This is a genomic window from Bacillus sp. 103mf, assembly GCF_900116295.1.
GTDB classification, from domain to species: Bacteria; Bacillota; Bacilli; order Bacillales; family Bacillaceae_G; genus Bacillus_A; species Bacillus_A bruguierae.
Map to the genome: position 1 here is coordinate 137,131 of NZ_FPAF01000002.1, position 15,021 is coordinate 152,151.

At 34.8% G+C, this 15,021-nt stretch carries 15 protein-coding genes and 4 pseudogenes; 2 read left to right on the plus strand and 17 right to left on the minus strand.

The window, feature by feature from the left end; all coding sequences use genetic code 11:
- Positions 1–12: 12 nt before the first annotated feature.
- Entirely contained in the window at positions 13–1,098 is a 1,086-nt protein-coding gene (locus BM350_RS07235; protein ID WP_090915334.1) for an NAD(P)H-dependent flavin oxidoreductase, read from the minus strand.
- A gap of 110 nt (positions 1,099–1,208) precedes the next feature.
- Between BM350_RS07235 and BM350_RS07240 the strand changes: the two genes are divergently transcribed.
- A complete protein-coding gene (locus BM350_RS07240) occupies positions 1,209–2,111 on the plus strand; it encodes a S66 peptidase family protein (RefSeq protein ID WP_090915332.1) in 903 nt (300 codons plus the stop codon).
- Positions 2,112–2,585: 474 nt separating this feature from the next.
- Here the strand turns inward: BM350_RS07240 and BM350_RS07245 are convergent, their stop codons facing one another.
- Positions 2,586–2,984, minus strand: a complete 399-nt coding sequence (locus tag BM350_RS07245) for an SseB family protein (protein ID WP_090915330.1) — start codon at positions 2,982–2,984, stop codon at positions 2,586–2,588.
- A 302-nt stretch (positions 2,985–3,286) separates the two neighbouring features.
- Between BM350_RS07245 and BM350_RS07250 the strand changes: the two genes are divergently transcribed.
- On the plus strand, positions 3,287–3,469 hold the full coding sequence (locus BM350_RS07250) for a DUF3913 family protein (protein ID WP_090915328.1): 183 nt from the start codon (positions 3,287–3,289) through the stop codon (positions 3,467–3,469).
- 23 nt (positions 3,470–3,492) lie between these two features.
- Here the strand turns inward: BM350_RS07250 and BM350_RS07255 are convergent, their stop codons facing one another.
- The 15 genes and pseudogenes from BM350_RS07255 to BM350_RS07330 form a co-directional block, all read right to left on the minus strand.
- The gene (locus BM350_RS07255; RefSeq protein WP_090915594.1) at positions 3,493–4,518 is read right to left on the minus strand and encodes a type II CAAX endopeptidase family protein; all 1,026 of its coding nucleotides are present in this window, start codon (positions 4,516–4,518) and stop codon (positions 3,493–3,495) included.
- Between the two features lie 135 nt (positions 4,519–4,653).
- Complete coding sequence (locus tag BM350_RS07260) at positions 4,654–5,430, minus strand: ABC transporter permease (RefSeq protein ID WP_090915326.1); 777 nt, start codon at positions 5,428–5,430, stop codon at positions 4,654–4,656.
- On the minus strand, positions 5,430–6,332 hold the full coding sequence (locus BM350_RS07265; RefSeq protein WP_090915324.1) for an ABC transporter ATP-binding protein: 903 nt from the start codon (positions 6,330–6,332) through the stop codon (positions 5,430–5,432). Before BM350_RS07265 ends, BM350_RS07260 begins: the two co-directional genes overlap by 1 nt.
- A 14-nt stretch (positions 6,333–6,346) precedes the next feature.
- Positions 6,347–7,138, minus strand: coding sequence for an ABC transporter permease (locus BM350_RS07270; protein WP_090915322.1), 792 nt, complete (start codon positions 7,136–7,138; stop codon positions 6,347–6,349).
- Positions 7,135–7,833, minus strand: a complete 699-nt coding sequence (locus BM350_RS07275) for an ABC transporter ATP-binding protein (RefSeq protein ID WP_090915320.1) — start codon at positions 7,831–7,833, stop codon at positions 7,135–7,137. The genes BM350_RS07270 and BM350_RS07275 overlap by 4 nt, the downstream gene beginning before the upstream one ends.
- On the minus strand, positions 7,821–8,210 hold the full coding sequence (locus BM350_RS07280) for a GntR family transcriptional regulator (protein WP_090915318.1): 390 nt from the start codon (positions 8,208–8,210) through the stop codon (positions 7,821–7,823). The genes BM350_RS07275 and BM350_RS07280 overlap by 13 nt, the downstream gene beginning before the upstream one ends.
- Positions 8,211–8,639: 429 nt before the next feature.
- Positions 8,640–9,029 (minus strand): annotated as a pseudogene (locus tag BM350_RS07285) (ribonucleotide-diphosphate reductase subunit beta); the annotation flags it as partial.
- Between the two features lie 318 nt (positions 9,030–9,347).
- A pseudogene (locus BM350_RS07290) lies at positions 9,348–9,926 on the minus strand (ribonucleotide-diphosphate reductase subunit beta); the annotation flags it as partial.
- A 188-nt stretch (positions 9,927–10,114) separates the two neighbouring features.
- Positions 10,115–11,515, minus strand: a pseudogene (locus tag BM350_RS07295) (ribonucleoside-diphosphate reductase subunit alpha); the annotation flags it as partial.
- Between the two features lie 305 nt (positions 11,516–11,820).
- Positions 11,821–11,958 (minus strand): hypothetical protein, encoded by a 138-nt coding sequence (locus BM350_RS07300; RefSeq protein WP_139207652.1) that lies wholly within the window; start codon positions 11,956–11,958, stop codon positions 11,821–11,823.
- A 218-nt stretch (positions 11,959–12,176) separates the two neighbouring features.
- Positions 12,177–12,902, minus strand: coding sequence for an NUMOD3 domain-containing DNA-binding protein (locus tag BM350_RS07305; RefSeq protein ID WP_170857663.1), 726 nt, complete (start codon positions 12,900–12,902; stop codon positions 12,177–12,179).
- A 138-nt stretch (positions 12,903–13,040) separates the two neighbouring features.
- Positions 13,041–13,613: pseudogene (locus BM350_RS07310) on the minus strand (ribonucleotide reductase N-terminal alpha domain-containing protein); the annotation flags it as partial.
- The gene (gene nrdI / locus BM350_RS07315; protein ID WP_090915310.1) at positions 13,600–13,959 is read right to left on the minus strand and encodes a class Ib ribonucleoside-diphosphate reductase assembly flavoprotein NrdI; all 360 of its coding nucleotides are present in this window, start codon (positions 13,957–13,959) and stop codon (positions 13,600–13,602) included. The pseudogene BM350_RS07310 and the gene nrdI, both read right to left, overlap by 14 nt.
- A 428-nt stretch (positions 13,960–14,387) precedes the next feature.
- The gene (locus BM350_RS07325; protein WP_090915308.1) at positions 14,388–14,705 is read right to left on the minus strand and encodes a hypothetical protein; all 318 of its coding nucleotides are present in this window, start codon (positions 14,703–14,705) and stop codon (positions 14,388–14,390) included.
- 54 nt (positions 14,706–14,759) lie between these two features.
- Positions 14,760–14,954 carry an abortive phage infection protein gene (locus tag BM350_RS07330; RefSeq protein ID WP_090915306.1) on the minus strand — a complete coding sequence of 65 codons (195 nt, stop codon included), beginning with the start codon at positions 14,952–14,954 and terminating at the stop codon, positions 14,760–14,762.
- Positions 14,955–15,021: the final 67 nt, after the last annotated feature.

Below are 15,021 nucleotides of genomic sequence, written 5' to 3' on the forward strand. Positions count from 1 at the left end.
AAGCGTTCTTTTTTACTTATAGATCGCACTTTGTAATTTTGTTAATGTTTCCTTTGTCTCTTTAATCACTCGTATTATAATTTGCTGTGCCTCTTCTATTTGTGCTAAAGGTGAAGCTTGTCCTGCCCAAAGTGACATATACTCACCATTATTTTGTTTTACTGCTGCTTGGCGAATTTCTGTTGTTAATGCATTTTGGATTGGATACGCAGGAAATTTCTCTTCTTTATTTTTCAATTGTTCGATAAAAGCATTTTGAATTCCTCTTGCATACTTACCAGAAAATGCACGTGTCATTGTTGTACTTTGGTCTGTACTCTTTACGATTGCTTCTTTATGTGCCTTATGAGCTGCACTTTCATGGCAAGTTAAAAATGCTGTGCCCATTTGTACTCCTTCTGCACCGAGTGCATAGGCTGCCACTACTCCACGGCCATCCATAATTCCACCTGCCGCAACAATTGGAATGTGAGGAATAGCGTCAACAAGCTGAGGAATCAGTGCAGTTGTTCCAATCATAGAATCTTGTTCTTTTCCTAGAAACGTTCCACGATGCCCTCCTGCCTCACTACCTTGTCCTACAATAATATCTACGCCTAAATGTGCCAATACTTTCCCTTCTGCCACATTTGTTGCCGTACCAATTATTTTTATCCCCTGTCTTTTTAACAACTCTATTTCTTCCTGTTTTGGTGTATTAAAAGTAAAACTAAAAACAGGTACATTCTCCTCTATAAGAACTTTCAGCTGTTCTTTATAGCTCTCCGGTAACTGTACCGTTTGCTTTACTGTTTCTAATTGCAATTGTTCCCGAATAGGTTGTAGTAAATGTTGTGCTTCTTCTACTTGTTTTTCATTCATTTGCATTTCTTTTGTAATAAACAAGTTCACGGCAAACGGTTTATCTGTTAACTGCCGAATCGCACGTACTGCGAAGCGAATTTGGTCAGAGCTCATATATCCTGCACCTAATGTACCTAATCCCCCGCTATTAGACACTGCAGCTACTAACTCTGGTGTTACAACTGTTCCTGCCATCCCGGCTTGAATAATAGGATATGTAATTTGTAGCTTTTCACATACTCGACTATAAAACATTTTTTTCTCTCCTTCCTCTTATAAATTCTTGCCCACCAAAACTATTTCCTTCTTTCCTCAATTATTGAAGACACACGAAATGAATATAGTGTAAGAAAGGAGGGAATTTGATGCAGTACCCTGAACCGTTACAATACGGAGATACCGTTATGATCATCGCTCCAGCAGGTCCGCCATCTATAGAGCACATTCTTCAAGCAAAACAAAAGTTCGAAGAGATGGGCTTATTCGTTATCATCGGAAGGAGTGTACAAGAAAAACGAGGCTATTTAGCTGGAGATGATACCGTTCGTCTTCATGACCTACACGAGGCTTTTACAAATCCATATGTAAAAGGTATTTTTTGTGCGAGGGGGGGATATGGGACTGGTCGCCTTCTACCTTCTATTAACTACGAACTCATTCGAGATAATCCGAAAATTTTCTGGGGCTATAGCGATATTACAGCTTTACACATCGCTTTTGGGCAATTTGCAAGGCTCGTTACTTTTCATGGTCCTATGATGGAGGAAGTTGGCAAGGGGCTTGATACTCTCTCTTTTTCCTCATTCAAACAACTTTTTCATCCATACTCTATTATTCTCAAAGCAGCAGCATTTTTTCATTCCGTCAATTGTTGCATCACCGCTCCTCTTGTCGGAGGAAACTTAGCTGTAATTACAAGTACACTAGGTACACCGTACGAAATTGATACGAAAGATAAGTTATTATTATTGGAGGAAATTGGAGAAGAGCCTTATCGCGTTGATCGTATGTTAAATCAACTACGCTTAGGAAAGAAGTTTGAACAATGTGCCGGCGTTATCTTTACAAGTTGTCACAACTGTACATCTTCAAAATCATCTTTATCTATTTCTGAAATTCTATATGATTACATTGTCTCTTATAATATTCCACTTTTGTATGACTTACCAATTGGTCATATACAACCAAATATAGGAGTTCCTCTAGGTGCCCCTGCTACAATAAATGGAAGACAAAAAACACTTTCCATTTATTCCGGTATCCGCTGATTCGCTTATAATATAGAGCACGACTTCTTCTTATATTTACAATTAGTTCAAACAAGCTAACTTTTACAATAGTTATGCCTCAGCGCTCATAGAAACGGTCACTGCCTTTTCGCAAAGTTTAAAACAAAAGGAGAACACGGGTGAAGGTCCTGGTGTATTCTGCATATCAGGGATTTATTATCTCGCATGAACCACCCAATTCTTTCAAATGACCTTCATTGTGGAATGAACAAATACTGATAAAAGTTTCACTTCATCTGTTAGAGTTATAGACAAAAGAGAAGCGATATGCTTCTCTTTTGTCTATACATTTATTTTTTCTTATTCTTCTTGTTATTACTATTGTTTTTATTATTTTTATTGTTATTCTTACTGTTATTTTTATTTGAGTTATTATTCTTTCCCATCTCTACCATCCCCTTCTTGGTCAAGCTACTATACTATATGACCCATAGGGAAAATGGTAACGGCACCTTATTGATAGTAATTAAAAATTCTTCCTGAAGAAATATCAGCAATTTCTGGAGGTGTAAATGTTTTATCAAGATCTGTGCCAATATTTAAGACTGCTGTTGCTTCCGCATCAATGCTATCAAATAACTCTTTTCCACGAATCGTAATGACAGGTACATCTTCAGGCAGTACGGCTTGTAAAAATTCAAGCTGTGTAAAAAATGGTAAAATCCATCTTCCTTCCCCCTGAAAATAGCGTAAATGCACTGTTCCTTGTGGATCTCCTTCTTTTATATCAACTGTTCCTGCAACATAAACGTATGTTGTTAATAACGTTTCATAAAATTCTTTTTGCTTGTTTTTATCTTCATCAGCTAATGCTAATAATATTTCTAGTTTTTTTACTGGAATATGTGCCATAAGCCGCCACCCTGCTTTCAAAATTATTGTAATGTAATTATACAAAATATTCTCATTTTTTTCTATAAAATTATTTTTTACTATAACATTAACAATGATATTTCTGGCTGTAATTGAAACATTGGGCAACGGTTTCTCACATTGTCTCATCAGAAGCGGCATTACCAACTGATATTGAACATGTCTTTCCTGAATACATTTTTTTGTTAATTTTATTCAAAAAATACGTAAAAACCTCTTACAAAAGGAATAAAAATGTTTTATTATGTATTAAAATACAAAACTAAGAAAGGAGTACCACAGTGAAAATTTGGTTTTATGAAAAAACAAAAACCACGGACGATTTGCTTGGTATTTGGGATAATGTTCCAACTATTCCGCGAATTGGTGAGAAAGTAGAAATTTTAAAGAAAATACGCACTGTAACAGACATTAAATATATAAAAAACGGTAATAACTTTCATGTTGAAATTCTTATTTCCTAAAGAAAAAAGCTCTCCATTTTTCTTTAGGAGAGCTTTTCTCTTTCATCTGCTTTTTTAATCACAACTGTATCATTAACTAATTCCACTTTTACATAATCACGTTCTTCTAAACCTAAATGATTAACTGCTTCATCCGGTAATTCAACAGCCATGTAGCGCTCTGTGAAGACAACTTGACTATATATAGCTTGCTGTGCAATCAAATCAGCTTGTTTTTCTTCTTGAATGATTTGTAATGATGGCAGTCCAATTTCTTTTACGGTGCACCAATTACGACGAATAAAGGGAACAAGCCATAATAAACTAATAATGATGATAGCAAGACCAACCCATAAATTGCTCTGCGCTTGCAAATCAGCAATTTTTACTGGTTCTTGTGCGCTGCCATCGGTAAATTGAATAATGCTAACAACAATATTATTTAAAGCGTGCACGATAATATTTGTCCATAAGCTTTTCGTCTTAATGTATAAAAGACACATAACAACACCAAATAAAAATGCACCAATCACATCAACATGACCGAATCCAAAAATAAGTGAAGAAACGATAATAGCACGTTTCACACCCCACTTGTACGCCATTCGATTTAAGAAAAAGCCCCGAAAGATTACTTCTTCCATAATTGGAGCAAATATACAAGCTGAAATGACACTTAAAATCTTTGTAAAAGTAGTGCTCATATCAATAGCATTTCCATCACTTAACAAATCAACTAAAACATCAGGAATCAGCTGAGCTAATATGTAAAATTGAATAAAAGATATACCGAATGAAAAAATCATTCCCATAGCCGTAGCCATTAAAATAAGTCGCCATGGAATAGATGATGGTTTATCAAAAAAACTTGCAAATACTGCATTATGTTTTTTCATCTTATAAAACAACCAAAGTAATGGAAAAATAAAGAAAACTAAAGTGTCTGAGACAAATTCGACTGAAGTACTTTCACCACCTATCATCCCTAATGGAACATATGCAATGAATGTGCCTAAAATCATCCATCCAAAAAAACTGCGAAGCCGAATTCGTGAAAATGCAAGATTAATAGAAAACACCTCCAACATGATATATTTATATTATAGTATCAATATGCTGTAATTTCTTCCTTTATTTATCAACTTAGCTCTGTATAACCCTACAACTCCCCAAAATAAATCCCCGCTTAAGCGAGGATTTATTTTTTATAAAACATCTCGTTTTTGGAACAATGCACTAGAAGCAACAAGTAAAACAGCAAAATGAGCTAACACAAATAACAAGGAAGTTGTAAAGCTAAACTCTGAAAATATTGGTTTGGCACCCTGACTCAACAACTCATTACTATCATACATATTTAAATTCAAGTGGAACATTACAACATATTTTGCTATACCTTGGCCAAATTGAAATATTAGCATTTTTAACATTGACTCTAGGAAAAAGAAAAATAGTGTAATAACTAATGGTAAAACTGATTTTCTAAAAATATTAGCTAGTAAAAATGCAACTGTTGGATAAAACAATATCGGTAAAATGTTATACGCAAAACGTTTTAATAAAATTGCAAAAGTTATCATTCCAGTGTCCCCGCCAAATGCAATAAGACCAATTAACATGGCTGTAAATAAAGAAACAATACATACCAATAATATAGCTAAGAGAACTGTAATATACTTTGAAAATAATATCATAACTCGTTTTCTTGGTCGAATTAATAATTGTTTAATTGTTCCTTTTTGAAATTCCTCTGTAATTGTGTGGGAAGCTAGGGTAATTCCAAAGATTGTTGCAAATGTAGCAATCATACCGATATTTTGCTCCGCGAACATCATAAACCCTTCGATTTTCAATTCAGGTGGGGCCCATTTTTTGAGAATAACTGCTTCTGCTATTTCTAATGCTGCTAGCACGACTAACAAAATATACATACTCTTTTTCGCATGTAACTTTAAAAATTCATTTTGGATTAATTTCATCATTATGCTTTCACTCCCCCTGTAACTGCTAAGAATTCATCTTCTAATGATTTATTTTGAACTGTTACACTGTACACAAGAACATCAGCATACACTAAATTTTTCACAAGCTGCGGAATTTCCTCTTTTATAACAGACACAATAATTTTCTTTTCTTGTACGGTTCCTTTTAGCAGTTCATTCGCTTTCTCTACTTGATCCACTTCAAACGCTACCGTAATTTTCCCGTCTCCTTTTACCTGCTCATGTAAACTGTACTCTTGCACAAATTGTCCATTCTGAATAATAACGACACGATCACACATCAGCTCTATCTCACTTAATAAGTGGCTTGATACAATGACTGCAATGTTTTCTTCTTTTGCTAAACGCTGTAAGTAATCGCGAATTTGACGAATTCCTGCTGGATCTAAACCATTTGTCGGCTCATCTAAAATTAAGATTTTGGGATTATGTAATAGCGCTTGTGCAATCCCTAATCGTTGTTTCATACCAAGAGAATATGTTTTTACCTTTTTATGAATCGCGTGTTCTAATTCAACAAGCTTTACAATTTCAGCAATTCTTTCTATAGAAATCGATGTTACTGCCATATTCGCAAAGTGCTTTAAATTTTGCATTCCTGTCATATATTCATATAGTTCAGGGTTCTCTACAATCGCTCCAATATACTCTAATGCTTTCTCACGCTTAGTACGTATACTGTGACCACAAATTGTAATATCGCCTTCTGTTACTGAAATCAGCCCTGTCATCATCCGAATTGTCGTTGTCTTCCCGCTCCCGTTTGGTCCAAGGAAACCGTACACTTCCCCTTCCTGTACTTCAAACGAAAGACCACGAATAATTTCAGCACTGCCTATTTTTTTATGAACATTTTCTAATTTCACTACTACATTTCCCAATGCCTATTCCTCCTTTAAACTTCTAATTTTTTGTCGATAATGTAGGATGTTATAAATATGAAGAGAACGGTCGATAACAAAGTAAAGCATACACACGAAATACTTGACCCTTCATTAAAATAAAATGACGTTTCTAAAAAACCATTTTTATCCATCAATCTAATGCTTTTTGTGTAAAATGCATGCTTATCAATTTTTTGTAAAAATTCAGTTATAAAGAATTGAGCCCACCCAAGAATTACGAAAAAAAAGAAAAATAATACCTTATTTAATAAGGAGTTCACTTTAAAGAGTTTTATAATTGCAATTATGAAATATACAGAAGCCAAAAAATTCGTTAAATCTATAATCAATAAAAAGATAGAAAAGAAATGATACAGCAACCCAAATTTATAAAAGTATTGTATCGCTCGTTGAAACTCTCCATTTGTATTTTTCCCGTAAATATCTAAAGAAAAAAAATGAACAAATCCTAAAGCTATTACAGACAGCAAAATAAACATTATCGTAAAAAACAATAGGTTGGCACATATATATTTTTTAGTAGGAATAGCTGTATAACGAATCATAGAATTTTTTAACATTCTTCGAAAAGATAAGATTGCTATTAAACTAATAGAAAATACTGTTATGCTAAATAATAATATAAACAAAACTAATATTATATCTTGTTTTGTTGGGGTCATATGCTTAGCAGAACCCATAAAATTAAATAAAAGAATAAGTGAAATCGTCATAAATCCTACGTAAATAGCCCATATTTTCTTTTTATTACAGTTATATAAATAATGAAGAAGTGGATTCATTGTCCAAAAACCTCCTTGAACAACTCGTGTATTGCTTTTCCTCTTTGAAAACGAAGATCTTCTACATTTTCATATAAAACAATCTCCCCGTCTTTTAAGAAAATTACTTCATCAAACAAGTTTTCAATTTCACTAATTAAATGAGTAGAAATTAAAATTGTACAATCCTCGCGATAAAATTGAAGAATTAACTCTAGTACATGCTCCCGTGAGACGAGATCAATTCCACCCAGCGGCTCATCTAGTACATATAGTTTTGCATTCCTTGAAAAGGTTAAAATAAGCTGTAGTTTTTCTACCATTCCTTTTGATAAAGCATTAATTTTTTCTTCTAATGGAATTTTCAATTTCGCAATTGTATCCACCGCTTTTTGAATATCAAAATCTTCATAAAAATCACGATAAAAAAATAAAGCATCTTTTACAGTCATCCAGTCTTCAAATATCGGACGGTCAGACATGAATGAAACAATATTTTTCGTTTCTCGATTTACCTTCTTACCAGCAATGAAAATATCTCCTTGAGAAGGATGCTGTAAACCGACAATCATTTTCAGCAACGTCGTTTTCCCGCTGCCATTATCTCCAACAAGACCAATAATTTTTCCTTCTGTTATCGTTATGTTTACGTCTCTAATAACAGCTTTTAAATCGTAACGTTTCCATAGATTTTCTATTTTTACTAATTCTCGCATCTGTTCTCCCCCTTTTTTTCTTCTAATGAAGAATAAAGAATGGACAACATTTCCTCTTCTGAAAACCCTAAGTTGTTCATTCCATTTATAAAGGCATGAAGCAACTCTTTTGCCATATCCTTTCGCAGCTCCATAATTTTCTCTCCTTCAGTTGCTACATATCTTCCCATTCCTCTACGCGTCACAACGATACCCTCGCGTTCTAGCTCTTGAAATGTACGTTGAATTGTATTCGGATTCACTTGTAACTTACCCGCTAATTCACGTACAGAGGGAATTTTACTACCAGGCGCTAAATGACCTGTTACAATTTCCTTTTTTATGTATTCCATCACCTGAATGTAAATAGGGATGTTTGGAGAAAATTCAATTTTCATTTCTTCCTCCTAATGTCATAGTGTACTAATTAAATAGTACACTATGACACAAAAAAGGTAAATGTTTATTTGGAATATATTTGATATTATCTTAAAAATCAAAATTTATATCCCCGAATATATAAATCCAAATTAAAAACCTGACATAAACCCCTTTTCTTTTTAGATAGTCGAGAGCGTCTGGCCATGCGTAGAAGCGGTCAGGGCCTTTTTCTGCCACGTGCAAAGTTTCAAACAAAGAGAGAAAGAAAGTAGCAGGTTATTTTTTGTTCAGCGTGGCGGCAACTTGTGTGTTGGAAAGTCAAGTTGGATTTATATATAATTGCTCTTCATAAAATATCATCAACAACATCAGACGAAATAACAATGTTATATAAACTTATTTTCCATAAAAAAAGAGCGCCCTATACATATAGAGCACTCATCTTATTAAAAGTTAAATACAAAATCATCATCTGATAGTTTTTCAACATTTGTTGCTTTTACATAACCATTCCCTTTTACAGAGAAGAAATCATGGTTTTTCGTATCCGTACGTAAGCCATTTAACACAATTGGATTAATTTCTTCTTCTTCAAAGTGCGGTTCTAATCCTAAATTCATTAATCCTTTATTCGCATTGTAACGAACAAAACGATTTACCTCTTCCACAAGACCGATAGATGTATAAATTTCGTCTGTATATGCAGTTTCAATTTCATACAGTTTCATCAATAACTCTTGTGTTTCTTTTTGTACTTCTTGTTGTTCTTCGGCAGAAAGCTCTGCAAAAACTTGCTGTGCTAAAATACCGACGAATACGCCGTGGATACTCTCATCCTAACATGTTCATACAAGGTCGCTACTCTTGTACCGCTTTTACAAGCAGCTTACTGTTACCAGTAAGTACAGACTATATCACCATCCATATAGGATGTCCCCCATTTCGAGCACCTATCGCTTGTGCCCTACGGTTTTCACCTAGTCGTTGAACGTTCCTTTAGATTATCTAAAGGCTTCGCTGCTGATTGCCCTAGCTAACTTGCTTCATTTACTGATTCCTTTTAAAGAACCAATAGCCACCAATTAACTACAGGGTATCCCAGCAATTAGAGGGATTTTCTACTATCTATTGCTAGATAGAGCCGCAAATGTTTTACGGATAATGAGATTAATGATTTCACCGCTCGCCGTTAATTTTCCTTGCCCTGCTAAATACAGCGGATAGAAAAATCCACTATAGAACAAGTAGCTCTCTAAAAACACACTTGCTACCATTGCCATGTATAGCTCTTTTTTCGTTACTTGAGGCTGTAATAAACGACGGTAGTAATTTGTAATGATACTTGATTTTTTCTCAAGTAACGGATGTGTATCTACCCATTCAAAAATTTCATCAATTTCTTCTTCACTTGCGAGTGTTGTAAAAATATGACTGTAACTTTTCGCATGCACTTCTTCCATAGCACCCATGAACGCAAGAACACTTTTTGCTTGTAAGTTTTCAAGATGCACAAGAATTAGCGGCATTCCCTCGCCGCCTTGCTTTGTATCTAGAAGTGTTAATCCCCCAAGTACACGCTTATAAGCAATTTGTTCTTCCTTAGATAACTGCACCCATGTATTTTTGTCAGAAGAAACAGCGATCTCCTCTTCTGTCCAAAACTGAGCGATGTTTTGCTTCCAAAACATTAAACTAAAATCGTCTTCTTTCTTGTTCCAGTTTACCGCGCGCATTGAATCGCCCCTTTATTATATTGTTGCATCGTTCTAACGTGCGGTAAAACTTCCATTTCATAATGAAAATCTAACCGCACGTTAGAACGTAAATTTCATAACTAAGCATGAGCAGGATTTTTCTAACCCTGCTCATGCTGTTTTATATGATAACTATCAATTGTATGCTCTTCTACTAAAAGAATACATTATACTGTGCAGGCTACACACTCTTCCACACTTAATTTACGTGTTCTTGTGTAGTACAAGCTCTTTAATCCTTTTTTATGAGCATAAATATAATAACGTGCTAATTCACGAGTAGAAATATCACTATTTACATACAGGATTGTACTAATCCCTTGGTCAATATGCTCTTGAATTTCTGCAATTAAATCAATGAGCTTAAACTGATTCATATCGTAAGAAGATTTATAGTACCAGAACGTATCTTTTGATAAATACGGCATTGGATAATATGTCGTTGCATTTGCGTACGTTCTTGATTCAATTTGGCTTACGATTGGCATTACTGATGATGTCGCATTCTGCACGTAACTAATCGATTGTGTCGGAGCAATTGCTAATCTATATGAATTATATAAACCATGCTTCTGTACTTGTTCTTTTAAGTTTGTCCAATCTTCTTTTGTTGGAACATGAATTCCTTCAAATAATTGCTGTACTTTCTCAGTTACCGGACTATAATCCGTTGTTTCATACTTCTCAAAGTATGTGCCATTTGCATAATCTGACTTTTCAAAGTCTTTAAAGGTTTCACCTTTCTCTTTTGCAATTTCCATACTTTTTTCAATGGAGTAGTAATTTAGCATCATAAAGAATGTACGAGCAAACTCTTTCGCTTCTGCACTTTCATAAGCAATTTTATTTTTCGCCAAATAACCGTGTAAGTTCATTGCTCCAAGACCGACAGAATGAAGCTCCTCATTTGCTTTTTTCACAGTCGGTGCGTTCGGAATAATTGTCATATCAGAAACAGCTGTTAAAGCTTCCATTCCCGCATGAACCGCTTCACGTATTTCTTTATTCTCCATTACGTTCACGATATTTAATGATCCTAAGTTACAGTTAATATCACGACGAATAATATCATCTGTACCATAATCATTAATTTCAGATGTTTCTTGTAACTGGAAAATTTCTGTACAAAGATTCGACATCTTCACAGTTCCAATACCCTTTAACGGATGTTGCTTATTCGCATTTGATTTAAACATTAAGTATGGATAACCAGACTCAAGCTGAATCATTGCAATTTTAATGAGCATATCACGTGCACTAATATCCAGTGGTTTCTTTTTGATATTTGGATTACTCATCAGTTCGTCATACATTTCATCAATGTCAATATCGTCTAAATGTTTTCCGTACTCTTTATACACTGTATAAGGTGCGAAAACATGGAATGGTTCGTTTTTCTCAGCAAGCTCAAAGAATTTGCTTGGAACGATAATTCCGATGGAAAGAGATTGAATACGGCTCTTCTCGTCGGCATTTATTTTTTTTGTATCGAGGAACTCAATAATGTCCCAATGGAAAATATTTAAATATACTGCTCCTGCACCTTTTCTTTGCATATTGTTACTCCATACTTTTAAAACGTATGGGGGATAGTCATTTCTGCTACCCTCTCTATATCGCTACAGAGTTCAGACCATATCTTCTTCTCAACTTATACAATCTCGTTTTGAGAAGCCAGGTTCGAGCTATATAGTCGCCTACATAGCTACTTGGTCGTTGAACCTTCTCCTTATCTAACAGACTTAGGAGCTCGGCTGCTGATTTCCTGCAATCTTGGATTTTTAGGGGGCGCTACGTAATTTCTCCGCAGTATCCTACCTCGATATACTCAGGCGTTCCAGCAATTGACCCGGTTTTATAGTTGAGCCATAAGTTAACCCAACTGATTCGCATATGAAAACGAATCTTCAAGTAATTTCATAACTGGTACAACACCACTTGCTGCATTTTCAATACCTTTAATTTGCTCACCGCGTGCTCGCAGCTTTGAAAGATTAAGTGCACCTAACACGTTCCGTCAAGTTCGCTAAACTTAACGCGTCTCACCTGAGACAGCTTACAGTTACCTGTAAGAGCAGACCATATCATGCTCTTTCGAGAAAAATCTTCTCATGAAGAGCCCTCGCTTTTCGAACACCTACCGCTTGTGTTCTACTCTACTCCCTTCTATTACAAATACATGCAATATGGTTTCGATGGTCGTTACACCTTTTAGATAATCAGTTTTCTTTACTCAATAAACATATAATCGGGAAAGTTTGGGTTTTTACACCTATTTGAAATAGCAACATTTGAAATCCCAATAATTGTAGCTGCTTCAGTACAAGAACTATAAAGCGTTCCATCAATTATCACTTGTTTAGCATTGATAGGACTAATACCTGTCTGTTTTCCTTTTTTCTTCTTCGAAATCCTTTCTCTTGATTCTTCAGAATGCTCTTTTCCAAAAAACGGATTATTTATTCCATACATAGCGCATTTTTTTCGTAAAACCTCAATAACTTCCTTAGAATGTGTCTTCTTATAAAAATGATTTGCTATTCCCGTTTTGTCCCTTAATTTCCGAAGAGCTTCTTCATATGCTGCCTCGCCCATCCACTCTCGAGGATTTTTCCCATAAAAATGATGAGCTTCTCCTTTTACAGCACCCGTTTCAGAAGAACAAGAAGTATTGTACAAAAGATTTCTAGTTAAAAAAGTATCCAAGAAATGCTGTTCTAAATTCTTAGCTAAATGTAAATCGTCTAACGCTTTTCCTGTATTAAAAATCTTAAAAGACCTAAAGATAAAATTCTCTTCCCCATACTTATCCCATGCTCTTTGTAAATGAATACAATGATGAATACCTTTATTGAGTAATTTTTTGTGTGTTGAAAATCTTGTGGATAAATTATCAGTTCTGCCTACATAAAACTTTCCATCACTTACATTAGTGATTTTATATATGTGTTGCAAAACATCCACCCCTAAGTAGGAATAATGCCATAAACTGATTAACTAACTTGGCTCGGTATTATCTTAAAAGTTTAAGACTTCCACCGAATTAACGAGGTTCTTGTAACTAGCATTTCTACTAGTTGACGCTACTCAATTAACGCCTCCACCAATCTTACTTAACTGCATCGCAGTATTAATATTAAACCCAATCGAGTTTAAGCTATCGTCCATCTCTAACAAGAAACAAGACACCATTTCTCCTCTTCTGCTTCTTCCTGCATTTAAAAAGGTTGGTGTCGCTGGTTGATAGTTTTGTTTTACGATCATACTCGCGAATTGCTTCGCCTTCTGGACGTTTCCTCGTCCTAAATATAACGATACAATTGCCACGCGATCAGGATAACTTTCTAAGTATTGTTTTTGATCATTCGTTTTTAACGCGTAATCTTTATAAAACTTAGATGCTGCCATATAAGATTGAAACTCGAACTTTTCGCCGTATGTGATATCATATACAGCTTCCACCTCGTTCATCTTATATTCACTTAACACATCATAGTAGTAATCATGCTCTAACATATACTCGATGCGTTCAGCCACGCTATCAAAATGAACGGTATTCTCTTTCGCCTCTTCCATAAAGACTGCTAGTGCCTCTTTATCTTTGTGAAGCTGATAGAACCCGTCCTGCATTTGCGTGATCTCATTATTCAATTCAATGTGTCGCAATCTCCAGCACCCTCTCTTTAAAAAATTCTACATCTTTATTTGTTCCAGATAACTCAAATTTTGATACAATCGGCACCTCATATCTCGTTGCAATCTTGTCTGCACTCGCTCCAAACATATCTCCCCAATTGCGATTTCCGCTTGCAGCTACTCCTTTTAAGCGTTCATGATTACGTTCTAAAAATTCCAAAACACGTTCCGGCACATTTCCAAAACCTGTTGTATACGTAATAAGGACAAATTCTTCATCTAATACGAGATTTTCATTAATTTGAACGGCCGGCATATTTAATTTGTGGATGAAACGCTTCACGTTTCCTGTCATAGAATCATATGCAACCAACATCTCCGACCCTCCTTTTACATCTTTTCACATCATGTTCGTTCCTGATGAATTCTCTATATATTGTATTACTTTTTAAAAAAGGACACAAGATATATGTATAATTTCTTTCTTTTTAAAAATTTATTTTTTCGACAAGAAAGGTCGATCTTTTTACAATACAAAGAATATGAAACAACATTCTAAAACACATGTCAATAAAGTGTATTTCAAAAAAGTTGTCAACGGATTTACCCACATTTCCAAAAAAGTTCATCGCAACAAATTGTCAAAAAAAGAAACATACATGCGAAATCTATTGCTCATTTGTCATAAAAAAACGAACAGTTTCCCTATTAGAAACTGTTCGAAACCGGTTACACATTTTTTCTATATATAAGTTAAAACTTTCAATTCCCCTTTTTTAGTGCACGTTTAAACATGCTGCTGTTTTAATTAAACGTTTGTACGCGCACGATATCGCTCAAAAAAATATGATAGAAACTCTCATCTTTACATTGCATCGTAAAAACAGGTGATTCTTCATCGAAATACGCAATCGTACCTTTAACTTTTTGAATAGAGTTTTGAAGTTTTGCGACTACAAACACACTTTGTTCTTGTTCATATGCTATTTTTAATTGCCTTATGATTTCCTTCATTCGCTTTCGCTTTTCGGGAAACATAACCATCCCAACAAATTTCCTTCCTTTCTCATCTTTCCAAAAACAGTCCCAGTGCGGAAGTATTCCTTGCTTAAACTCTCCCAAATAAACTCCTCTCCTTTCTCGTTATCCGACTCTTAGCAAGAGCAATTTTTTTCCTTATGAGCGCGGCGTTTCCATATATGTATAAATGATTTTCCCACCGTGCTGTGCGTTACCTCGAAAATGTTTAAAATCTTCTCGTTCTACTAAAACTTGGCGAAATGTATAAAACACTTCTTTTGACACAACATATTCTTCTATTTCTTTATTTTTAAGCTGATCTAAAATCATATTTACTTGTTGTTTATCCACGCTAATCACCTTTCTGTCGTATTTTTACTTTACGACCACTTTTAAATATATCCAATCCACTCCTAAT

Bases quoted from the DNA above. Each gene is read 5' to 3' on its own strand.
- BM350_RS07235 (WP_090915334.1), bottom strand. From the start codon at position 1,098: ATGTTTTATAGTCGAGTATGTGAAAAGCTACAAATTACATATCCTATT.
- BM350_RS07240 (WP_090915332.1), top strand. From the start codon at position 1,209: ATGCAGTACCCTGAACCGTTACAATACGGAGATACCGTTATGATCATC.
- BM350_RS07245 (WP_090915330.1), bottom strand. From the start codon at position 2,984: ATGGCACATATTCCAGTAAAAAAACTAGAAATATTATTAGCATTAGCT.
- BM350_RS07260 (WP_090915326.1), bottom strand. From the start codon at position 5,430: ATGATGAAATTAATCCAAAATGAATTTTTAAAGTTACATGCGAAAAAG.
- BM350_RS07270 (WP_090915322.1), bottom strand. From the start codon at position 7,138: ATGAATCCACTTCTTCATTATTTATATAACTGTAATAAAAAGAAAATA.
- BM350_RS07275 (WP_090915320.1), bottom strand. From the start codon at position 7,833: ATGCGAGAATTAGTAAAAATAGAAAATCTATGGAAACGTTACGATTTA.
- BM350_RS07280 (WP_090915318.1), bottom strand. From the start codon at position 8,210: ATGAAAATTGAATTTTCTCCAAACATCCCTATTTACATTCAGGTGATG.
- nrdI (WP_090915310.1), bottom strand. From the start codon at position 13,959: ATGTTGGTTGCATATGATTCTATGACAGGAAACGTGAAGCGTTTCATC.